Origin of the sequence: Micromonospora sp. M71_S20, from assembly GCF_003664255.1 — a bacterium.
In the GTDB taxonomy this organism is placed as follows: Bacteria; Actinomycetota; Actinomycetes; order Mycobacteriales; family Micromonosporaceae; genus Micromonospora.
Map to the genome: position 1 here is coordinate 4,588,873 of NZ_RCCV01000001.1, position 21,887 is coordinate 4,610,759.

At 74.8% G+C, this 21,887-nt stretch carries 19 protein-coding genes; 4 read left to right on the plus strand and 15 right to left on the minus strand.

Annotation, left to right across the window (positions count from 1 at the left end; genetic code table 11):
• Positions 1-113 precede the first annotated feature (113 nt).
• From DER29_RS19675 to DER29_RS19685, 3 genes are all read right to left on the minus strand, one after another.
• Positions 114-779 carry a response regulator transcription factor gene (locus DER29_RS19675; RefSeq protein WP_121398659.1) on the minus strand — a complete coding sequence of 222 codons (666 nt, stop codon included), beginning with the start codon at positions 777-779 and terminating at the stop codon, positions 114-116.
• Complete coding sequence (locus DER29_RS19680) at positions 776-2,002, minus strand: sensor histidine kinase (RefSeq protein ID WP_121398660.1); 1,227 nt, start codon at positions 2,000-2,002, stop codon at positions 776-778. The genes DER29_RS19675 and DER29_RS19680 overlap by 4 nt, the downstream gene beginning before the upstream one ends.
• A gap of 62 nt (positions 2,003-2,064) precedes the next feature.
• Positions 2,065-2,751: a DUF305 domain-containing protein gene (locus DER29_RS19685; protein WP_121398661.1), complete on the minus strand. Its 687-nt coding sequence runs from the start codon at positions 2,749-2,751 to the stop codon at positions 2,065-2,067.
• A 138-nt stretch (positions 2,752-2,889) separates the two neighbouring features.
• Between DER29_RS19685 and DER29_RS19690 the strand changes: the two genes are divergently transcribed.
• Positions 2,890-4,341 (plus strand): LVIVD repeat-containing protein, encoded by a 1,452-nt coding sequence (locus tag DER29_RS19690; protein ID WP_121398662.1) that lies wholly within the window; start codon positions 2,890-2,892, stop codon positions 4,339-4,341.
• Positions 4,342-4,409: 68 nt separating this feature from the next.
• Here the strand turns inward: DER29_RS19690 and DER29_RS19695 are convergent, their stop codons facing one another.
• The 6 genes from DER29_RS19695 to DER29_RS19720 all read right to left on the minus strand — a co-directional run bounded on the left by DER29_RS19695 (position 4,410) and on the right by DER29_RS19720 (position 10,613).
• Entirely contained in the window at positions 4,410-4,631 is a 222-nt protein-coding gene (locus DER29_RS19695) for a DUF2188 domain-containing protein (RefSeq protein ID WP_121398663.1), read from the minus strand.
• Between the two features lie 114 nt (positions 4,632-4,745).
• Positions 4,746-5,678 carry a PfkB family carbohydrate kinase gene (locus tag DER29_RS19700; protein WP_121398664.1) on the minus strand — a complete coding sequence of 311 codons (933 nt, stop codon included), beginning with the start codon at positions 5,676-5,678 and terminating at the stop codon, positions 4,746-4,748.
• Positions 5,679-5,803: 125 nt separating this feature from the next.
• Entirely contained in the window at positions 5,804-7,414 is a 1,611-nt protein-coding gene (locus tag DER29_RS19705; RefSeq protein ID WP_121398665.1) for an asparagine synthetase B, read from the minus strand.
• Between the two features lie 4 nt (positions 7,415-7,418).
• A complete protein-coding gene (locus DER29_RS19710; RefSeq protein WP_121398666.1) occupies positions 7,419-8,381 on the minus strand; it encodes a DUF5715 family protein in 963 nt (320 codons plus the stop codon).
• 140 nt (positions 8,382-8,521) lie between these two features.
• Complete coding sequence (locus tag DER29_RS19715; protein ID WP_121398667.1) at positions 8,522-9,316, minus strand: isocitrate lyase/phosphoenolpyruvate mutase family protein; 795 nt, start codon at positions 9,314-9,316, stop codon at positions 8,522-8,524.
• A 553-nt stretch (positions 9,317-9,869) separates the two neighbouring features.
• On the minus strand, positions 9,870-10,613 hold the full coding sequence (locus DER29_RS19720; RefSeq protein ID WP_370040324.1) for an ArsR/SmtB family transcription factor: 744 nt from the start codon (positions 10,611-10,613) through the stop codon (positions 9,870-9,872).
• Positions 10,614-10,751: 138 nt separating this feature from the next.
• On the opposite strand from DER29_RS19720, the gene DER29_RS19725 reads away from it, so the two are divergent.
• Positions 10,752-12,971: a family 43 glycosylhydrolase gene (locus DER29_RS19725; RefSeq protein WP_121398669.1), complete on the plus strand. Its 2,220-nt coding sequence runs from the start codon at positions 10,752-10,754 to the stop codon at positions 12,969-12,971.
• Between the two features lie 81 nt (positions 12,972-13,052).
• On the opposite strand, the gene DER29_RS19730 is transcribed toward DER29_RS19725, so the two are convergent.
• Positions 13,053-13,580 carry a 2'-5' RNA ligase family protein gene (locus tag DER29_RS19730; RefSeq protein WP_121398670.1) on the minus strand — a complete coding sequence of 176 codons (528 nt, stop codon included), beginning with the start codon at positions 13,578-13,580 and terminating at the stop codon, positions 13,053-13,055.
• A gap of 112 nt (positions 13,581-13,692) precedes the next feature.
• Here DER29_RS19730 and DER29_RS19735 point away from each other — a divergent pair, with 112 nt between their 5' ends.
• Positions 13,693-15,489, plus strand: coding sequence for a DEAD/DEAH box helicase (locus DER29_RS19735; RefSeq protein WP_121398671.1), 1,797 nt, complete (start codon positions 13,693-13,695; stop codon positions 15,487-15,489).
• 90 nt (positions 15,490-15,579) lie between these two features.
• On the opposite strand, the gene lon is transcribed toward DER29_RS19735, so the two are convergent.
• The 5 genes from lon to DER29_RS19760 form a co-directional block, all read right to left on the minus strand.
• The gene (lon, locus tag DER29_RS19740) at positions 15,580-17,910 is read right to left on the minus strand and encodes an endopeptidase La (protein WP_121398672.1); all 2,331 of its coding nucleotides are present in this window, start codon (positions 17,908-17,910) and stop codon (positions 15,580-15,582) included.
• A 38-nt stretch (positions 17,911-17,948) separates the two neighbouring features.
• Positions 17,949-18,206 (minus strand): hypothetical protein, encoded by a 258-nt coding sequence (locus DER29_RS19745; protein WP_121398673.1) that lies wholly within the window; start codon positions 18,204-18,206, stop codon positions 17,949-17,951.
• 23 nt (positions 18,207-18,229) lie between these two features.
• The gene (locus DER29_RS19750) at positions 18,230-19,342 is read right to left on the minus strand and encodes a putative manganese transporter (protein ID WP_121398674.1); all 1,113 of its coding nucleotides are present in this window, start codon (positions 19,340-19,342) and stop codon (positions 18,230-18,232) included.
• Between the two features lie 67 nt (positions 19,343-19,409).
• On the minus strand, positions 19,410-20,279 hold the full coding sequence (locus DER29_RS19755; protein WP_121398675.1) for a manganese catalase family protein: 870 nt from the start codon (positions 20,277-20,279) through the stop codon (positions 19,410-19,412).
• A gap of 86 nt (positions 20,280-20,365) precedes the next feature.
• Positions 20,366-21,097 (minus strand): sensor histidine kinase KdpD, encoded by a 732-nt coding sequence (locus DER29_RS19760; RefSeq protein ID WP_158619061.1) that lies wholly within the window; start codon positions 21,095-21,097, stop codon positions 20,366-20,368.
• A 58-nt stretch (positions 21,098-21,155) separates the two neighbouring features.
• On the opposite strand from DER29_RS19760, the gene DER29_RS19765 reads away from it, so the two are divergent.
• A complete protein-coding gene (locus DER29_RS19765; protein WP_121398677.1) occupies positions 21,156-21,797 on the plus strand; it encodes a response regulator transcription factor in 642 nt (213 codons plus the stop codon).
• Positions 21,798-21,887: the final 90 nt, after the last annotated feature.

The window sequence follows — 21,887 nt, forward strand, 5'->3', positions numbered from 1 at the left end:
CCGACGCTATGGGCGCCGCCGGTGCGGCCGCGTCCACCCGCGCGTGGTGATCCCGCTGCGACCTGGGGAGCCCCTGACGGGGTGGGCCCGTACGACCTGGGTCGCAGACCGGCTCAGCCGCCGGGGGTGACCAGCCCCGTCTCGTACGCCAGCACCACGGCCTGCACCCGGTCGCGGAGCTGGAGTTTGGCGAGGATCCGCCCGACGTGCGTCTTCACGGTGGCCTCCGCGACGTGCACCCGGGCGGCGATCTCCGCGTTGGAGAGCCCCTGCGCCACCAGCAGGAGGATCTCCCGCTCGCGTTCGGTGAGCTGGCCGATCCGGGGGTCCTCGGCGGGCCCCGGGCCGAGCCGGCCGGCGAACCGGTCGAGCAGCCGCCGGGTGATGGACGGGGCGACCACCGAGTCGCCCTGGGCGACCACGCGGATGGCCGCCAGCAGCTCCTCCGGCGGGACGTTCTTGAGCAGGAAGCCGCTGGCGCCCGCCTGGAGCGCGGCGAAGGCGTCCGCCTCGGTGTCGAAGGTGGTGAGCACCAGCACCCGGGGCGATCCGGCGGGACGGTCCCGGCAGATCCGGCGGGTCGCCTCCACCCCGTCCATGGTCGGCATCCGGACGTCCATCACCACGACGTCGGCCTCGACGCGGGCCAGCAGCCGCAGGGCGTCGGCGCCGTCGATCGCCTCGCCGACGACCGCCAGGTCCGGCTGGGAGTCCAGCACCATCCGGAAGCCGGCGCGGACCAGCGCCTGGTCGTCCACGATCACCACGCGGACCGTCATGCCGCCGTCACCTCCGTCGTCGGGGACGTCGACGGTAGCGGTAGCCGCGCCTCGACCTGCCAGCCCCCGGCGAGTCGCGGCCCCGCGGTGAGGCTGCCGTCGTACACGCCGACCCGCTCGCGCATGCCGACCAGGCCGTGCCCGCCGGACGGCGCCGGGCTGACCGGCGGCCGGCCGCGTCCGTCGTCGACCACCCGGACCAGCACGGCGTCGCCGGCGTGCGTGACGGTGACCTCGACGTCGGCGCCGACCCCGGCGTGCTTCAGCGCGTTGGTGAGCCCCTCCTGCACCACCCGGTAGACGGTCAGTTCCAGCCCGGGCGGCATCGGCGCCGGCTTGCCGGAGACAGCGTGCCGGGTCCGGAGGCCGGCGGCGCGGAACCGGTCGAGCAGGGCGGGCAGCTCCGCCAGCGCCAACCGACGGTGCGCCGGGTCGGCGCTCGCCCCGGCGTCGCCGGGCCCGGCCTCCGCGTCCGGCGCGTCGGGCTCCCGCAGTACGCCGACCAGCCGGCGCATCTCCTCCAGCGCCTGCCGGCCGGTGTCGGCGACCACCTTCACCGCTTGGCGGGCGGTCTCCGGGTCCCGGTCGAGCGTGAACCGCGCCCCGTCGGCCTGCACGATCATCACCGCCATGCTGTGCGCCACCACGTCGTGCAGCTCTCGGGCGATGCGGGTGCGTTCCCCGGCGACCGCGGCGCGCGCCTCCGCCTCGCGTTCCCGTTCCAGGGTGGCGGCCCGCTCCTCCAGGCTGAGCACGTAGAGCCGGCGGGTGCGCACGTTCAGCCCGACCAGCCAGACCGCCCCGGTGACCAGGCCGTAGTAGATCGCCGTCGCCCACCAGGAGATGGCGCCCTGGGTCTGGAGGCCGGCCAGCACCACCCCGACGGCGGCGCCGATCCCGGCGAGGACCCCGTCGCGGAGCCGGTCGGCGTACTTGACCACGCTGTAGAGAGCGATCAGCACGGCGACGTCGAAGGCCAGCGGCCCCCACCCGGCGACCACCTGCACCAGCGCAAGCGCCGCCACGACCAGGGCGACCGCCGACGGGTGGGTCCGGCGGAACAGCAGCGCCACCGCCATCGCGGCCCCGACCAGGGTGGCCATGCCACCACCGGGCTGGTGCGCCAGGCCGGCGAGCCCGAGGAGCGCCACCGTGGCGGAGACGAAGGCGTCGAAGGCGACGCCGCGCAGGGGGCGGCCGAGGATCGTGCGGTTCACGGTCACCCAGCGTACGTGCCGCAGGTCAGGGGGCCACTCCACCCCGAGCCCGGGCCGGGCCGCCCGGCTCAGGCCAGCAGCTCGCGCATCCGGTCGATCTCGACGGTCTGCTCGGTGGCGACGGAGTTGGCGAACTCCGACAGGGTGAGGTCGGCGCCGACCTTGAGCAGGTCCGTGGCCATCTGGACCGCGCCCTGGTGGTGCTCGGTCATCATCCGCACGAAGAGCCGGTCGAACTCGGCGCCCCGCGCCGCCGCGAGCTGCCGGATGGCCTCGGGCGTCTGCATGCCCCGCATGCCGCCGTGTTCGTGCCCGGCCACCTCGGTGGAGAGCCCGCGAGCCTGCAACCAGCCCCGCATCAGGCCGATCTCCGGGCCCTGGCTGGCCCGGATGCGCTCGGCGAGGGCGCGCAGGGCCGGGTCGCCGGCGCGGTCGCCGGCCAGCTCCGCCATCTCCAGCGCCTGGGCATGGTGCGGGATCATCATCCGGACGAACCAGACGTCCATCGAGTTGTGCCGGGCCGTGGTGGCGTCGCGCATCTCCTCGGCAGGCCGGACCGCGGCGGTCTCGCCGGGCCGACCGGGAACGATCACCGCAGGGCGGCTCGGACCGGCCGGGGCGGACGTCGCGGCGGCGGCCTGTCCCGCCGGCGCCGTGGTCGGGCCGCCGGCGGAACGGGACAGGACAACGACCACCACCGCCAACAGACACGCGGATATGACGACGGCCAGGGTCCGCGCGCGACGGCTGGTCATGGGCCACTCCCCCCGGTAGAGGTCATGGCGATGCTATCCATCGACGGACGAGCTTTCACGTGATCCGCGTCACATCGATGGAACTCTTCGGACGGTAGGGTGTCCACAATCGCCATCCCCTTGCGAAGGACGTCGCCGATGACCAGTTTCCGCACCCTGCGGGCCAGGCGGCTCACCACTGTGAGCCTGGCCGCGGCCGGCCTGCTCCTCGCCAGCGTCGCCACCGCCGCACCGGGAAGTGCCGGCGTGGCGACGCGCTCGGCCCCCTCGGGCACGGTGGGCGCCACCAACACCATCCCGGGCGTCGACGAGATCGTCAGCAGCCCCAACCTCCGGCAGGTCGCCAACCTGCCCAAGCAGGCGCCGCTGGACGCCACCAACAGCGACCTCGCCTTCCAGGGCCGCTACGCCTTCGCCGGCAACTACAACGGCTTCGTCGTCTACGACATCTCCCGACCGACCGCGCCGACGGTGGTGTCGCAGGTGTACTGCCCCGGGTCGCAGAACGACATCTCCGTCCACGGCGACCTGCTGTTCCTCTCCACCGACTCCTCCCGCAGCGACGACTCCTGCAACAGCACCAGCGCGCCGGCGACGGAGAAGGCGTCCTGGGAGGGCATCAAGATCTTCGACATCAGCGACAAGGCCAGCCCCCGCTACGTCAAGGCGGTCGAGACGGCCTGCGGGTCGCACACCCACACCCTCGTGCCGGGCAAGGACCGCAAGACCGTCTACCTGTACGTCTCCTCGTACAGCCCACGGGCGGAGTTCCCCGACTGCCAGCCCCCGCACGACTCCATCTCCATCGTGAAGGTGCCGGTGAAGTCCCCCACGGACGCGGCGGTGGTGGCCGCCCCGAACCTCTTCCCGGACGGCGGCTACGAGGGCCGGCCCGGCGGTTCGGCGACCACCGGCTGCCACGACATCACCGCCTACCCGGAGAAGGACCTCGCCGCGGGCGCGTGCATGGGTGACGGCATCCTGATGGACATCTCGAACCGCGAGGCCCCTCGGCTGATCAACCGGGTCCGGGACACCGTCAACTTCGCGTTCTGGCACTCGGCCACGTTCAACAACGCCGGCACCAAGGTGGTCTTCACCGACGAGCTGGGCGGCGGCGGCGCGGCCACCTGCACCGAGGCCATCGGACCGGAGCGGGGCGCGGACGCCATCTACGACATCACCGGTCGCGGTGACGCCCGGACGATGGTCTTCCGCAGCTACTACAAGATCCCCCGGATCAACGCCGACACCGAGAACTGCGTGGCGCACAACGGCTCGCTGATCCCCGTGCTCGGGCGCGACATCATGGTCCAGGCGTGGTACCAGGGCGGCATCTCCGTCTGGGACTTCACCGACTCGGCCAACCCGAAGGAGATCGCGTTCTGGGAGCGAGGTCCGCTCTCGGCCGACCGGCTGGTCGGCGGCGGCACCTGGTCCGCGTACTACTACAACGGCTACATCTACTCCAACGACATGACCAAGGGCCTCGACGTCCTGAAGCTGACCGACTGGCGCACCTGGTCGGCCAACCTCGTGCGCTACCGCGAGCTGAACGTGCAGACCCAGCCCAGCTACCTGAGCTGGTAGTCGCACCCGCGCCGACGGGCCCGACCCCCGCGGGGGTCGGGCCCGTTCGTGTCCACGGCGGACGGCGGTCAGCCGGCCGGCGGGTACGGGTCGTTTTGGTAGGTGTACTCCGTCTCGATCTTGCCGTCGGACGTGTGCACGACGAGCTGGCTCGGCTCGTTGCCGTGCGCCGCCCGGCGCCCCGCCTCGACGGCGAGCTGCTTGGTGTCGAACGTGCCGACGACCTGGTTGCCCTGCTCGACCTTCCAGCCGCCACCGTTCGGCACGACGTGGTATTGATTGCGCTTCATGTCAGTCACCCGCCTCTCGGTCAGGCTTCCGAGGTACCCGGGCCCCGGAAGCGGAAAACCCTCCTCCGTGGACAACCGTCCGCCGCGCCGCCGGTACCGGTGAGTGACCGCCGGTCAACCGGCCGGAATCCGGTCGAGCTGTGCGCGGATCGCCTCGGGTGTCAGCGCGGGCCGCCCGCCCGGATGGCCGACGGTGGCACCGGCCGCCGCGACCGCGTACCGCGCGACCCGCTCCCGGGGCTCACCGCGCAGCACGCCGAGGGTCAGCGCGGCGACGAAGGCGTCCCCGGCGCCGGTGTCGTCCACGGTGGGCGTCTCGCTCAACGGCACGAACAGCTCGCCGTCCGGCCAGACGAACGCGTTGCCCTCCCCGGCCACCTCGATGGCCAGCAGCGACGGGCCGCGACGCAGCAGCCCACGCCCGGCGGCGAGCCCCGCCGCGGCGTCCCGCGGCGCGTCGCCGGTGATCAGCTCGACCTCCTGCGCGTCGGCACGCAGCACGTCGGCGACGGCGAGCAGCGCGTCGACGTCGTCCGCGTCGCTCGGCGCGCCGTCGAGCACGACCAGCCGGCCGGCCTCCCGGGCGGTCCGGGCCGCGGCCAAAGCGGCCCGCGTTGGCTGCTGGAGTTGCACCAGTACGGCCCGTGCGGCCCGCAGCGCGGATGCCGCCCCGGCGACGTCGTCGGCGGTCAGCAGGGTGGCCTCGGGAAGGTCCTCCAGGTAGCGCCAGTCGGCGTCGGCGTCGACCACGTCGACGATGAGCCCGGTCGGGGTGCCGGGCCGGCGCCGTACCCACCGGACGTCGATGCCGTCGGCCCGCGCCTGCGCCAGCAGCCGCTCCCCCACCTCGTCGTCGCCGACCACCCCGAGCAGACCGACGGCGGCGCCGAGCTGCGCCAGCCCGACGGCCTGGTTGGCCCCCTTGCCGCCGAGCAACTCGCGCCGCCGCCGTACCGGTGTGCTCCCGCCGGCCCCCGGCACCTCGTCCACCAGCAGCACGAGGTCCCGCGCCACCTGCCCGACCACCATCACGTCAAGTCCCGCCATGCCCGCACCACTACCCGCGAGCGCCGGGGTTGATCCGCGCCGCGCGCGAGGCGTGCCCGGCCGCGAGGCGTGTCCGGTCGCGAGGTGCGGCCCGGCCGACGCCGCGCGGGGCGCGTGTCGACCGGTCACCCGGGCAGCGGCGCCTCGTCGCCCCGCGTGCGGCGCGGCCCGACCAGCCGGCGCACCATCGGGGCGGCGTTCCACTTCGCCGCGCCGGCCAGGTCGCGGGCGTGCTCCAGCAGGGTGTGGTCGGGCCGGGCCCGGCCGTCGGCGATGGCGCGGTCCAGGTCGTTGCCGCACCGGGTCAGCACGGTGTCGAAGTCGCGGCGCACCGGTTCGAGCAGGTGGTAGCCGAACGAGCGGTGCAGCCGGGCGAAGAGCGGCTTGTAGAGCCGGGCCCGCTCGTGCAGCCCCGAGGAGTACGACATCGGGTTCTTCGGCCGGCGCCGGACGTAGTCGGGCAACAGGTCGGCGAAGGCCCGCCGGACGATCCACTTCTCCTGCCCCTCGCGCATCTTCAACCCGATCGGCAGCCGCATCGCCAGCTCGACCAGGCTCAGGTCCAGAAACGGCACGCGGGCCTCCACCCCGTGCCCCATGCTGGCCCGGTCGACGCGCTGCAACTCCGTACGGCAGAGATTGCGGATCTTGTGCAGGAAGAGCCGGCGGGACGCCTCGGGGCCGACCTCGTGGTACATCGGGTAGCCGCCGAACAGCTCGTCGGAGCCGTCGCCGGTGAGCACCACCTTCACGCCCAGCTCCCGCAGCCGGCGGAACAGCGGCACGGTGACCACCGCGTTGATGATGTCGCCGTACTCGGTCAGCTCGGACATCCGGATGGTCTCCCGGATGTCGGCCAGCCGGATGTCGCGCGGGCGCACCTCGACCACCTCGTGCGGCACCCCCAGGTCCCTGGCGAGCCGCCGCGCGTACGCGACGTCGGGGCTGTCGGGCACCCCGACCGTGACCGCGACACAGTCGGGGTGCATCTCGCGCACGTGCAGCAGGGCCAGCGAGCTGTCCAGCCCGCCGGAGAGCACCACCCCCACGGTGAGGTCGGTGTCCACCCGCATCCGGATGCTGTCGGTGAGGGCGGCACGGACGAGCAGGGCGGCCTCGTCCGGGTCGTCCACCACCGGCAGCCCCTCACCGAGGGTCAGCAGGTCGACGTACGCGCGCAGCCGGACCGGCCCGTCGGGCTCGGCCCAGCCGTGGTGCCCGGGCGGCACCTCGGCGATCGGGGCGCGGTGCCCGACCAGCGCCTTGACCTCGCTGGCGACGTGCAGGCAGCCGGGCGTCCGCGCCCAGTACAACGGCTTGACGCCGAGCGGGTCCCGGACCAGGTAGGCCCGGCCGGTGGCGCGTTCCACGACGGCGAAGGCGTACTCGCCGCGCAGCCGGGTCACCATGCCCTCGCCCCACTGCAGGAACGCGGCGAGCACCACCTCGGTGTCGCCGGCGCTGCGGAAGCGGTGCCCCAGCCGGAACAGTTCCGCGCGCAGCTCGGAGTGGTTGAAGACCTCGCCGTTGTAGCAGAGCAGCCACCGCTCGTCGGCGGAGGCCCACGGCTGCACCGCGCGTTCCCGGTCCACGATCGGCAGCCGGCGGGTGCCGGTGAGCAGCCCGTTCTCGTAGCGGGTCTCGGTGACCTCGCCGCGTGGGGCGAGGGTGGCGAGCATCCGCCGGAAGATCGTCGGATCGGCCTCGGGGCCGAGGCTCAACGCGATGCCGCACATCGGCTCAGGCCCCCATCTCGGCTTCGTACGCGCGGCGCAGCCGCCGCCGCGCCGCCGGCGCGAGGCACAGGTGCCACGCCTGCCCCTCGTCGACCACGTTGACCTCACCGGCCCGCTGCCGGGCCAGCAACAGCTCGGCCAGGGTGTCCCGCGCGCCGAAGCGGTCGAACCACTCCATCTCGACGTCGACCGCCCAGCCGAGGCAGTGCCCGCTGGGCATCATGGCGGCGTACCCGAGTCGGCGCAGCCGGTGCTGGTGCTCGGCGCTGCGGACCAGGCTGGTCACCCACAGCGGCGGCGTGGCGGGCGGGGTGCTGGCGGCGAACTGCCGGGCGACGTCGTTGAGCAGCGCCACCATCTCGCGGCGGGCCCGCCGGAACCGCAGTCCGGCGGTCCGCGGCGTGGCGTCGGGCCGCAGCCGGCGCCGCACCGCCCGCATCCCGCGGCGGAGCAGCGTCCGCGGCTGCTCGGTGTAGCGGAAGCGCAGCAGGTCCCGCCGGCGCAGCCACTCCAGGTCCACCAGCTCGGGGCTGGCGTCGACCTGGGCGTCGGTGAGGAAGGTGGGGGCGTCGCGCCACCACAGCACGTCGATGCGGGAGAGCAGGTAGATCCGGACCAGCGCGGTGAGGTCGGCGGCGGAGCTGCGCGCGTTGGGCTGGTAGCGGGCCATCTCCAGCAGCAGCGTCTCGCGTGCGCCGACGAGCCCCTGCGGGGTGGCGTCGAGCACGGCGGCGATCGCGGGCTCGCGCAGCCGGTCGTCGATCAGCACCTGCCGGGCGCCGGTGCAGGACGCGCCGGCCAGGGCGCCGACCTCGACCAGCAGCTCGGCCACGGCCGTCCGGTAGGCGTCGAGGTCCGGCGCGGCGGCGGGCCGCGGCGGGGTGGCGAACGCGCGCCGCCGGGTCGGGGCGGCGGGTGTGACGGAGGAGCCGGGCTGCTGTCCCGGGCTTCGGCTGGGCACTCGCATGGTCGGGTCCTCTCTCCCGTCACGGCATCACTGTGTGCATCGCCCTGCACACACCGTAATCGGACCGGGAGGGATGAGTCCGAACAATCCTCCTATCTACTCCTTCGGGACGTGCGGCGGCCACCGCCGCGCACGAAGGGTCACGGTCGGGACGCCCCGCTCAACCCCTGCACCTCGGCGTACGAGGGCGGTTCCGCGCGCGGCGCGGCGCCGGACCGGACGGCGTCCAGGGCGTCCAGGGCGGCGCCCAGCGCGGCCCGGAACAGCAGCGAGCCCGTGCTCACCCGGGCCACGCCGAGCGCCCGCAGCTGGTCGAGGGTGGGCCCGCCCGGCCGGTGCAGCACGTTCAGCGGCGCGTCGATCCCCGCGACGAGCGCGGCGACGGTGGCGGCGTCCGGCGCGCCGGGCACGAAGATCCCGTCCGCCCCGGCGGCCAGGTATGCGCGGGCCCGGCGCAGGGCCTCCGGCAGGGGATCGGGCGTGCCGAGCCACCACGGGTCGGTGCGGGCGTTGACGAACAGGTCGGGCGCCGCGGCCTTGATGGCGGCCACCTTCGCCGCCGCCAGCTCGGGCGGGTCGAGGGTCCCGTCCGCCCGGCCGTCCTCGACGTTGACCCCCACCACCCCGAGCGCGGCCAGCTCCGCCGCCAGCCCGGCGACGACCGCCGGGTCGTCGGCGTACCCCGCCTCCACGTCGACGGTCACCAGCACCGGGAGCGGGCGCAACGCCCGGGCCAGGCGGAGGTTCTCCGCCCGGGTGGCGGCCGCCGCGTCCGGCACGCCGGCGGCGGCGGCGACCCCCAGGCTGGTGGTGCCGACCGCCGGGTACCCGCGCGCCGCGAACGCGGCGGCGCTGGCGTGGTCCCAGGCGTTGGGCAGCAGCAGCGGCCGGGCGGCGCGGTGCAGGGCGTGAAAGGCGGCACAGCGCGCGTTCATCCGGGTTCCACCTCGATCAGGCTCGGGCCCGTGGGGCCGGCGATGGTCGTCTCCCGCGACGGTAGGGCCGGAACCCTTCGGCGCCCGCCGAAACGTCGGCTGCCGGCGCGTGCGGTGCCGTCACGGTCGGACCACAGTCCCCTGCACGGATCGTCGCAACGGGTCGACGTCAGTCACACCGTCACGAAGGGTGACGGCCAGAGCCGGCCAGCCATCATGCCTCCGGCCCCTTTGCTCTGCATCCACATACGCAACAGATACGGACGGTCAGCGAGACATGCGCCCTCGATCATCGCGCCTCTTCGAATCTCCCAGTTCAGCCCGGTGGTGCGCCGACGAATGCAGAGCAAAGGGCGCGCAGGGCACCGGGCGCCCGGGACGTCGGCAGTTACGACGAGTGACCAACCCGGTCGTCATGAACGGTAACGATGGCGGCGACCGGGTCCCTCGCCGTCCGTCTCAAGGAATGAGGTCAGGGGTCGCCTCCAGAGATCGCCAACTGTCTCGAGAAACGAGGTCCGAAGGCGCCGAGCAGGGCGGACGAGCGACCCGGTCAGGCGCGACCGCTGCCGCGGTCAGGCGCGGTCGCGGGCGGCGCGAGGTCGGCCGGGGCGAGACCGAGTGCGGCGGCCAGCGCCGGAGCACCGTCCGGGGTCAGCCGGACCTCCCGTCCGCCGCCGCGGGTCAGCCAGCCCGCCTCGAAGAAGCGGGCGCACAGCGCCGCGCCCAACGCGCCGGCCAGGTGCGGCCGACGCTCGGTCCAGTCCAGGCAGTCGCGCAGCAGGGGACGGCGGGCGGCCCGCAACGGCGCGATCGGCACCCCCAGCTCAGCCAACCAACTCCGCCCGGCCGAGGTGAGCGCCGACCCGCCGGTGCCGTCGAGCAGCCCGCGCGCGAGCAGCCTGTCGCGCAGCAGCACCCCGAGGTGCCCGGCCAGGTGGTCGTAGCAGGTGCGGGCGTACGCCAGGGCGGCGCCGGCACGGGCGGCGCGCAGCGAGCGGGCCGGCTCGGACCGCCCCGGCGCGTAGCCGGCCAGATCCTCGACCAACTGGGCCGCCGAGGGGCCGGCGAGCTGGACGTAGCGGTGTCGTCCCTGCCGTTGCTCGACCAACAGCCCGCCCCGGACCAGCCGGGTGAGGTGGTCGCTGGCGGTGGACGGGGCCACCCCGGCGAGTCGGGCCAGCTCCCCCGCCGTCCACGCCCGGCCGTCGAGTAGCGCCAGGCAGATGCGGGCCCGGGTGTCGTCGGCGAGCAGGGCGGCGAGCCGGGCCAGGGCCCGACCGTCCGGCGCGGGGATGGTCACGGACCCCATGCTGGCACGGGCACCCTGCGGCCGGCACCGAAGCGTCGCCACGTCTTTACAACGTTGTATCCAACGTTGTACAAACGGACACGCACCGATCCTGATCGAAATCCCGCACCCGAGGCAGGTCTGATGGGACATCTCCGCCGCGCCGGGGCGCTCGCCGCCGCCATCGGTCTGGTCCTGGCCGCGACGGCGTCCGCGCCGGCCGCCGCCACACCCGATCCCCGCTACCGCAACCCCGTCTCGGCCGGGTTCGCCGACACCTTCGCCGACCCCGTGATCGTCCGCGGTGAGGACGGCTTCTGGTACGCGTACGGCACCACCGACCCGCTGCGCGAGGGCGAGGGGACGTTCCACGGGGTGCCCACCGCCCGCTCGGCCGACCTGGTCGACTGGACGTACGTCGGGGACGCCTTCGGCGCCGGCCAACGCCCGGCGTACGCGGCCCCTGGCGCCGGCTTCTGGGCCCCCGACGTGCGCCGGATCGGCGACCGCTGGGTCATGTACGTGACCGTCACCGACACGACCGTCTCCCCCGACGGCGGTGACTTCGCCGTCGGCGCGGCCACCGCGCCCACCCCGACCGGCCCGTGGACCTTCGCCGACGAGCCCGTGGTCGCGCCCCGCCCCGGCGGTGGCGGGGGCTGGCTGTGGACCATCGACCCGAGCCAGTTCACCGACGTCGACGGCCGGCACTACCTCTACCACGGCAGCTACTACGGCGGCATCTCGGTGACCGAGCTCTCCGCCGACGGGCTGCGCGCCGTCGGCACGCCCACCCTGGTCGCCATCGACAACAAGTTCGAGGGCAGCCACGTGGTGCGCCACGACGGCTGGTACTACCTGTTCGCCTCCACGGCCAACTGCTGCGCCGGCCCGGCCACCGGCTACTCCGTGCACGTCGGCCGGTCCCGCGACCCGCGCGGGCCGTTCATCGACCGCGACGGCATCGCGCTGACCGCCTCCCGGGCCGGCGGCACGCCGGTGCTCACCCAGAACGGCAACCGGTGGATCGGCACCGGCCACAACGGGTTCCTCACCGACCTCTCCGGCCAGGACTGGATCGTCTACCACGCGATCGACCGCGCCGACCCGTACCTGGACGAGCCGTTCGGCATCAACGAGCGGCCGATGCTGCTGGACCGCCTCGACTGGATCGACGGCTGGCCGACGGTGAACGCCGGCGCCGGCCCCTCCGAGGGCGCCCGGCCCGCGCCGGTCACCACCGGCCGCGTGGACGAGCGCTTCGACGCCGGGCTGGCCGGCTGGCGACGCGGCACCGGGGACTGGCGGGTCGCCGACGGCCGGCTCACCGGCAGCGGCACGCTGACCAGCCGTACGACCGTGGGCGGGGACGTGCGCGCGGAGGCCGACCTGCGGCTGCCCGCCGGCGCAGCGGCCGGGCTCACGCTCGGCGACCGGGTCTCGGTGCGGGTGGACGCCGCCGCCGGCCGGCTGGTCGCCCGCGACGGCGACCGCACCGCGAGCGCGCCGTTGCCCGCCGGCTTCGACGCCGCGGCCGGGCACCACCTCGCCGTCGAGGTCCGCGGCCGGCACCTGGTCGCCGAGCTGAGCCCGGCGCGGCTCGGCGACCAGTTGGCGGTGGTGTCGCTGCCGCTGGCGCGGCCGGTGGCCGGGCGGCTCACGCTCACCGCGACCGGCGGGGCCGCCGGGTTCGACAACGTCAGCGTCGCCCGGCTGCACCGGCCGGTGCGCCACGCCGTGGCCGAGCCGCGGGCGGGCCGCCTGCTGCCGGCGTTCTCCGACGAGTTCACCGGCGGGCTGGACCCGGCGTGGCGGTGGGTCCGGCAGGACCCGGCGGCCACCGTGTCCGGCGGGGCGCTGCGCTGGCCGGTGCAGGGCGCCGACCTGACCGGCACCGGCAACACCGCCGGCGTGCTGCTGCGCGACGCGCCCGGCGGCGACTACGTCGTGGAGACGAAGGTGACCCTGGACCTCGGCGAGGAGACCGTCCGCAACTACCAGCAGGCCGGGCTGGTCGCCTACGTCGACGACGACCGGTTCGCCCGGCTGGCGCAGGTCGCCATCTGGAACACCCGGCAGGTGGAGTACGGCTACGAGCTGCCCTTCGCCGGCCAGCCGGTCTACGGCGGCAACATCGTCGGCACCCCGGCGACCACCACCTGGCTGCGGCTGGCGCACAAGGTCGACCCGGCCACCGGCGAGCACGAGTTCCGGGCCGGCTCCAGCCGGGACGGGCGGAACTGGACGTGGGGCGGGGTGTGGACCTTCCCTGCCGACACCACCCCCCGGATCGGGCTGGTCGCGCACGGCGGCGCCGACCCGGCGGTCACCGCGCGCTTCGACTACCTGCGCTTCCACCGCTGAGCCCCGCGATCGGTCGGGCCCCCGCCGGACGGTGGGGGCCCGGTCCCGTCCCGGGCGCCCGGCGGGGCGCGCCCCCAGCTGTCAGGTGCGGTGGTCGGCGCCGCCGAGCGGGCTGACCGTCCGGCTCTGTCCGTCGTAGCTGCGCCCGGCGACGAAGGCACCGTCGGGGCGGTCGGCGCCCGCCACCGCGCGGGCCAGCCGGCGGTCGGCGTCGCGGAAGCGCAGCGCCAGGCTCAGGTGCGGGCACCAGCGCCCCGGCGCGTGCCAGGGACGCTGGCCCGGCGCCCCGGCGAGGACGTCCCACACCGACGCGTGCAGGGCGGTCAGCTCCGGCGACGGATGCACCAGCCACACCAGCGGGGCGCTGCCGTCGAGCACCGCGATCCGGTCCAGCCGCACGGGCAGGGGCAACGCCGCCTCGAACAGGTCGACCAGCCGCCGCTGCGCGCCGGGCGGGAAGTCGTCGACCGCGGCGAGGGTCAGGTGCGGCCGGTTCGTCGGGTGGGCGTTGCGGGCCAGGCTGGGCAGCCCCACCGCGGCCAGCCGCTGCCAGGCGCCGCGCACGGCGGCCTCCAGGTCGGGCGAGCAGACCAGTTCGACCGTACGCACGCCGCCAGGCTAGCCCCCGGGGCACGGCGACGGGCGCCCGCCGGACCCGCGCGGACGCCCGTTGTGCCGGTCGGCGAAACGGCGTCGCGGCGGTGATGAAAAGCTTGGCGGCATGAGTTCCGCACCCGTACGGCACGACCCGCCCACCGAGCCCGGCCCCGACGCCCTCGACGACACGAGCGCCTTCGCGGACCTCGGGCTGCGCGCCGAGTTGCTGGGCGCGCTGACCGCCCTGGGCTACGAGGAGCCCACCCCGATCCAGCGGGAGGCCATCCCACCCCTGCTGGCCGGTCGGGACCTGCTGGGCCAGGCCGCGACGGGTACGGGCAAGACGGCCGCCTTCGCGCTGCCGCTGTTGCAGCGGATGCCCGACGACCGGCCCGGCGGCGCCCCGGTGGCGCTCGTGCTGGTGCCGACCCGCGAACTCGCGGTGCAGGTCTCCGAGGCGTTCCACCGCTACGGCAAGGACCTGGGCGCGCGGGTGCTGCCGATCTACGGCGGGCAGCCGATCGGCCGGCAGCTGCGCGCCCTGGACCTCGGGGTCGACGTCGTGGTCGCCACCCCGGGCCGCGCGCTGGACCACATCGCCCGGGGCACGCTCGACCTGGGCTCGCTGGCCACGGTGGTGCTCGACGAGGCCGACGAGATGCTCGACATGGGCTTCGCCGAGGACATCGAGGCGATCCTGGAGCACGCGCCGGAGCAGCGCCAGACGGTGCTCTTCTCGGCGACGATGCCGGCGCGCATCGACGGGCTGGCCCGCAAGCACCTGACCGACCCGGTACGCATCCTCATCGCCCGCGAGCAGACGGTGGCCGGCGAGGCGCCCCGGGTGCGGCAGAGCGCGTACATCGTCGCCCGGGCGCACAAGCCGGCAGCGCTGGGCCGGGTGCTGGACGTCGAGTCCCCCACGGCGGCGATCGTCTTCTGCCGCAGCCGGGAGGAGGTCGACCGGCTCACCGAGACCATGAACGGCCGGGGCTACCGGGCCGAGGCGCTGCACGGCGGGATGAGCCAGGAGCAGCGCGACCGGGTGATGGGCCGGCTGCGCACCGGCACCGCGGACCTGCTGGTGGCCACCGACGTGGCCGCCCGTGGCCTGGACGTCGAGCAGCTCACCCACGTGGTCAACTACGACGTCCCGTCGGCCCCCGAGTCGTACGTGCACCGGATCGGGCGGGTCGGCCGGGCCGGGCGGGAGGGCGTGGCGATCACCCTCGCCGAGCCGCGCGAGCACCGGATGCTCAAGACCATCGAGCGGGTCACCGGCCAGCGCATCGCCATCGACAAGATCCCGACGGTGGCGGACATGCGCACCCGGCGGTTGGAGCTGACCCAGGGCGCCCTGCGGGAGAGCCTGCTGGAAGACGACCTCGACCCGTACCGGGCGATCGTCGAGTCGTTGACCGACGAGTTCGACCTGGTGGAGGTGGCGCTCGCGGCGGTGAAGCTGGCGCACGAGGCGACGTCGCCGGGCTCGGACGACGAGGAGGAGATCCCCCAGGTCCCCGTCCGGGGCCCGCGCGAGGGGCGGCCGGAGGCCGGTGGCCGGGGCGAGCGGCGGGGCGGTGCCCGGCCCCGCACCGGCGGCACCACCCAGGTCTTCATCGGGCTGGGCCGGCGCGCCGGGGTCCGCCCGCAGGACCTGGTGGGCGCGATCACCGGCGAGACCGGGATCAGCGGCCGGGACATCGGCTCGATCGAGATCGCCGACCGGTTCTCGCTGGTGGAGGTGCCCCAGACCGTCGCCGACGAGGTGATCGCGGGGCTGCGTGGCAGCACCATCAAGGGCCGCAAGGCGACCGTACGCCGGGACCGTGACGGCGACGGCGGCGGCGAGCGCCGCTTCGACGGGGCCGACCGGCGCGAGCGCCGCGACCGGGACTTCGACCGGCGCGACCGCCGCTAGGACGCTGCGGGCAGGGGCCCTTCCCCTCCCCGCGCTTCCGATCGAGGGAAGGGGCCCCTGCCGCGTGGCGGGGGCCCCTTTCTCGACGCCTCAGGCGGCGGCGAGCGCCGGATCGGGGCGGGTGTCGGCGTCGGCCGGGCGCAGCGCCAGGGCGAGCACGTCGGCGACGTCGGCCAGGGTGTGCACGGTCAGCGCCTCCCGGACCTCGGCGGGCAGGTCGTCGAGGTCCGGTTCGTTGCGGGCCGGGATGATCACCTCGGTCAGGCCGGCCCGGTGGGCGGCGAGCAGCTTCTGCTTCACCCCGCCGATGGGCAGCACCCGGCCGGAGAGGGTCACCTCGCCGGTCATCCCGAATTCGGGTCGCACCGGCCGGCCGCTGGCCAGCGACGCCAGGGCGGTCACCATGGTGATGCCGGCGCTGGGGCCGTCCTTCGGCACCGCGCCCGCCGGCACGTGCAGGTGGATCCGCCGGCCGGCGAGGGCGTTCGGGTCGAGTCCGAGCCGGCGCCCGTTGGAGCGCAGGTACGACAGCGCGATGTGCGCCGACTCCTTCATGACGTCGCCGAGCTGGCCGGTGAGGGTCAGCCCCGGCTCGCCCTCCATGCTGGTCGCCTCGATGAAGAGCACGTCGCCCCCGGCTCCGGTGACCGCCAGGCCGGTGGCCACGCCGGGCACGGCCGTGCGCTCCGCCGACTCCGGGGTGAACTTCGGCCGCCCGAGGTAGGTGGCGAGGTTGCCGGTGTCGACGCGGACCGGTGCCGGGTCGGTCGCCAGGGCCACCGCGACCTTGCGGAGGATCTTCGCCAGGGACCGTTCGAGCTGCCGCACGCCGGCCTCTCGGGTGTACTCACCCGCGATCCGGGCGAGGGCCTCGTCGGCGACGTCGACCTCCTCGGCGGTGAGCCCGGCCCGCTCGCGCTGCCGGGGCAGCAGGTGGTCCCGGGCGATGGCGACCTTCTCCTCCTCCGTGTACCCGTCGAGGGTGACCAGTTCCATCCGGTCCAGCAGCGGGCCGGGGACGGCCTCCACCACATTGGCGGTGGCCAGGAAGAGCACGTCCGACAGGTCGAGGTCGACCTCGAGGTAGTGGTCGCGGAAGGTGTGGTTCTGCGCCGGGTCGAGCACCTCGAGCAGGGCGGCGGCCGGGTCGCCGGAGTAGCCGGCGGCGAGCTTGTCGACCTCGTCGAGGAGCACGACCGGGTTCATCGAGCCGGCCTCGCGCAGGGCGCGCACGATCCGGCCGGGCAGCGCGCCGACGTAGGTGCGCCGGTGGCCACGGATCTCCGCCTCGTCGCGTACGCCGCCGAGGGAGACCCGGACGAAGTTGCGGCCGAGCGCGTGGGCGATCGACTCGCCGAGGCTGGTCTTGCCGACGCCGGGCGGGCCGGCGAGGGCGAGCACCGCGCCGGAGCCCCGGCCGCCGACGACGCCGAGGTTGCGCTCGGCCCGCCGGTTGCGCACGGCGAGGTACTCCAGGATGCGGTCCTTCACGTCGGCCAGGCCGGCGTGGTCGGCGTCGAGCACGGCGCGGGCCGCGGCCAGGTCGGTGTTGTCCTCGGTACGGGTGCCCCACGGCATCTCCAGCACCGTGTCGAGCCAGGTCCGGATCCAGCCCGCCTCCGGGGAGGCGTCGCTGGCGCGTTCCAGCTTGCCGACCTCGCGCAGCGCCGCCTCGCGGACCTTGTCGGGCAGGTCGGCGGCCTCCACGCGGGCGCGGTAGTCGGCGGAGCCGTCCGGCTCGTCCTCGCCGAGTTCCTTGCGGATGGCGGAGAGCTGCTGGCGCAGCAGGAACTCCCGCTGGGACTTCTCCAGCCCTTCGCGGACGTCGGTGCTGATCTGCTCGGCGATCTCCTGCTCGGCCAGGTGGTCCTTCACCCAGCCGACGAGCAGTTCCAGCCGGGCGGTGACGTCCGGCGCGGCGAGCAGCTCGGTCTTCTGGGCGAGGCTGAGCCAGGAGACGTAGCCGGCCGAGTCGGCCAGCTCGGAGAGGTCGGTCATCCGCTCGATCGCGTCGATGACCTGCCAGGCGCCGCGCTGCTGGAGCACGGACGTCATCAGGGCGCGGTACTCGCGGGCGAGTTCGCGGGCGCGGCCGGCGGGGGCGGGTTCGTCGAGTTCGGTCGCCTCGACCCAGAGGGCGGCGCCGGGCCCGGGTACGCCGGAGCCGATCCGGGCGCGCGACAGGCCGCGGACGACGGCGGCCGGTTCGCCGCTGGGCAGCCGGCCGACCTTCTCGATGGTGGCGACCGCGCCGACGGGGCCGTACTCGCCGTCGAGGCGGGGCACGGCGAGCAGCTTGCCCTCGCCGGTGGCGCGGGCCGCGTCGACGGCGGCCTGGGTGGTCGGGTCGAGGGTCACCGGGATCACCATGCCGGGCAGGAGCACGGCGTCGGTCAGGGGAAGTACCGGGAGAGTTGCCATCGAACACCTGCTATCGCGTTGAGTTGAGCGTGTCCAACTCAAGTAACAAATCGTTCCCCTTGTTCCGGGCTGTGACCCAGACCACCCCCGCCCGCCGGACGCCGCCGCGGGCGCAGCAGCTCCCGCGCCAGGCCGGCGCCCCCGGCGGCCGCCACAGCGAGCGGGATCGCCAGGCAGCTCAGCGCAAGCGCGGCGACCGTCCAGCCCGGCAGGCCGGCCACCGCGGCGACGCCGGTCAGCACGGCGAAGGCGAGGAGCTTGCGACGGGTGCGGGCGATCGGGATCGCGACGGACATCGGGATCTTCCTTCCGTACGGGATCAGAGCAGGACGAGCAGGGCGGCGCCGACGGCTGCCGCCGGAACGGTGGTGACGACGGTGGCGAGCGCCGCCGAGTGCCGGCGCAGCGCGGCGAGCGGGATCAGCGCGTCGCCGTCCTGGCTGATCGCGTTGGCGACCAGGGTGGGCAGCGGCAGGCCGCCGCTGACGTACAGGCCGGTGAAGACGATCTGCACCGCGCACCCGGGGATGAGGCCGATGCCCGCGCCGACCAGCACGCCGACGAGCCCGGTGAGGGCGAGCTGCGAGCCGTCGAAGCCGGTCGTGGTGGTCACCACCTGCCAGCCCAGGTACGCCACGGCGACCCAGACGGTGACGAAGGACGCCTCGTGCGCGCTGTGCCGCAGCGTCTGCCGCAACGACCGGGGCTGCGCCGTCTCCAGGCTGTCGTCGGCCAGCTTCCCGCGCCCCCCGGCGAAGATCAGCGCCGCGGTGAGCGAGCCGAGCACCCCCAGCGCCAGGTACGGGTCGACGCCTCCGAGGGAGCGGGTCAGCGCGCCCGGGTCGACCAGCTGGAAGACCACCGGCACCGACACCGCGAACGCCGGCGTGGTCAACCCCCAGAACGCCGTGGACGCCGGCACGCGGGGCAGCAGCCCGCCGAGCAGCCGCCGCGACCCGGCGAGGTCCGGCCCGCCCGCGGCGGCCAGGCCGACCGGTACGGGCGCGGGCGCGGCGGCGACCCGGTGGTCGACCGCGCGGGCCGGGTCGATGCCGAGCGCGTCGACGACGTACCCGGTGACCAGGCCGACGGCGAAGAGCAGCGCATGGATCTTGAGGGCGAACACCGGGTTCCAGGCGAGCACCACCCACGACGAGTCCCCCATGGTGGCCGCCAGGGCGGCGACCACGGTGCCGAAGGAGACCTTGCCCCGGGCGTACAGCGGCATCAGGATGATCGCCCCGCCGCAGCCGGGACTGACGCCCAGCAGGGCGCCGACCAGCGGACCGAGGCGGGGCCGGCGGGTGAGCCCGTCGGTGACCCGGTCGCCGTGGCGCCAGCGCAGCCAGCCGAAGAAGGCCACCATGACGGCGACGTAGACACCCACCTGCATGAACGCGTCCGCGAGCGGGCGGAGCACGAGTTCGGTCACGGCACACCTCCTCCGGCACGGTGCCGCCGGGCCGTCCGCCGCTCGCGGACGACCCGGCGCGACGGCGTCAGGTGAGCTTGCTCTTGACCTTGTTGACGGCACCCTTGGCGAGGCCCGGGTTCGTGCCGTAGAGCCGCGGGTCGCCGGGCGGCAGGACCGGCTCGGGCGCGTGCGCGCGAGGGCTGTGGTCGTAGCGGAACTCGCCCTTGCCGTCGGGCGCCGGCCCGGACGCCCAGCGCCCCTCCGACGCGTCGGTGCCCGGCGAGAAGTCCAGGTACGTGTAGCTGAACTTCTCGGTGAACTCCTTGGAGTCGGGGAACGCGTCCGGCACCGGCATCTCCTCCAGGCCGTCCTCCTTGAGCTGCTCGATGGCCGCCATCCACATGTTCTGGTGCATGGTGTCGCGGGCCAGCAGGAAGCGCAGCATGTTCTTGACCCCGGGGTCGTCGGTCATGTTGAACAGCCGGGCCACCTGGAGCCGGCCCTGTGCCTCGGCGGTGACGTTGAGCTGGAAGTCGGCCATCAGGTTGCCGCTGGCGGTGACGAAGGCGCCGCTCCAGGGCACGCCGTTGCTGTCGGCCGGCAGCGCTCCGCCGCCGCCGTGGATGAAGTGCGCCGGGTTCGACCCGCCGTAGATCGCCCCCACCATGGGGTTGTCCGCGGCGGCCTCCTGCAACGACAGCGGCGCGTTCTCCAGCAGCCGGGTGATCATCGTGGCGATCATCTCGACGTGACCCATCTCCTCGGTGCCGACGTCGAGGAACAGGTCCTTGTACTTGCCGGGCAGCCGGCAGTTCCAGCCCTGGTAGAGGTACTGGTTGGCGACGGTCATCTCGCCCCACTTGCCGCCCAGGATCTCCTGGAGCCGGCGGGCGAACGCGGCGTCCGGACCGTCCGGCTTGGCCTCGAACTGCAGGTCCTTGATGTGGCTGAACACGTGTCCTCCTCGGTGCCGGTCGGGCTGTCACCGAGGCGGTTCCCGCGACGGGCGGCCCTATCGGGCCAACCGGCGGCCCGGCGGGGTCAACCTGTCGACGGGAACGCGGGCAGCACCACCTCGAGGGCCACCCCGCGCGGCCGCAGCCGGTGCAGGCGCAGCCGCCCGCCGTCGGCGGCGAGCAGCCGCCGGACGATCCACAGCCCCAGCCCGGAGGCCCCGGCGCCGGGCGCGGGCCGGCGCAGCGCCTCGACGAGGGGCGGATCGACCCGCCCCTCGTCGGTGACGACGATGCGCAGACCGGAGCGGCCGAGCGCGGCGTGGATGCCGATGCGGCCCTCGGCCGGACCGTGCCGCAGCGCGTTCTCCACCAGGTTGGTCACCACCTGCCGGGTCCGCCGCCGCGGCACCGGGCAGTCCCCGGCCCGCCGGGTCACCCCGGTCCGCCGCCGGTGCGGGGGCACGAGGGCCGCCGCGCCGCGCAGGACCTGCGCCAGCGGCGCCGCCGGGTCCGCCGCCGGCGCCAGCGCCCCGGTGCCGGCGGCGGCGTCACGCAGCAGGCCCTGCAGGTGTACGGCCTGCTCGTGGGCCAGGGCCGTGATGGCGCGCCGGTCGTCGCCGGTGAGTGGGAGCCTGTCGTCGGCGAGCGCCCGGGTGAGCGAGGTGAGGGCGCTGACGGGGGTACGGAACTCGTGGCAGAGCACGCGAAGCAGCAGTTCCGGGTCGGTGTCCAGCGCCGCCGGGTCGGCCGGACCGGGTTCGGGCCCCGCCCACCGGAGCAGTCGCAGCGGTCCCCGCCCCCCGTGCCGTCCGCGCATCCGCCCGACCTCCCTCGTTCGGCCGCATGATCGGTACCCGCTTGGGAACGGACCAGACATGCCCGCTCCCCCCGTCGTCCGGTTGGCCGTGGTGGACGACCACCCGCTGTTCGTCCGCGGGCTGGAACTGCTGTTGCCGGCCACGACCGACGGGCGGGCGGAGGTGGTGGGCTCCACCGGCGACGCGTCGGCCGCCGCCTCGCTGGTCAGCCGCTGCCTGCCCGACCTGGCGCTGGTCGACCTGCACATGCCGCCACCGGGCGGGATCCGGGCCGTGGCGGCGATCCGGCGCACCACGCCCCGGGTGCGGGTGGTCGCCATGTCGGGCGCGGAGGACCCGGCCCCCGCCCTGGAGGCGCTGCGCGCCGGCGCCGAGGCCTACCTGCCGAAGACCGCCGAGCCGGAGGAGTTGCTGCCCCCGCTGCTGGCCGTCCTCGACGGCTGGGCGGTGCTGCCGGGGCACCTGCTCCGCGCGTTGCTGCGTCCCGGCCGGGCGGCTCCGGTCGATCTCGACGACGAGGAACGGGCAATGCTCCAGGCCATCGCGGCGGGCCGCAGCACCGTCGAGATCGCCGAACGGATGCACGTCTCGGAACGCACCGTGAAGCGGATGACGGCCGCGCTGCTGCGGAAGTTGCGGGTATCCACCCGGGCCGAGGCGGCGGCGCTCGCCGGGCACGCCGGTCTGCTCGGCGACTGACCCCGGGCTTTGCGCCGAGCCGTTTTCCCGCGATAACGCGACCCGCCGAAATGAACACGACGCGCATTGTTGCGGATTCGCCATGGGATA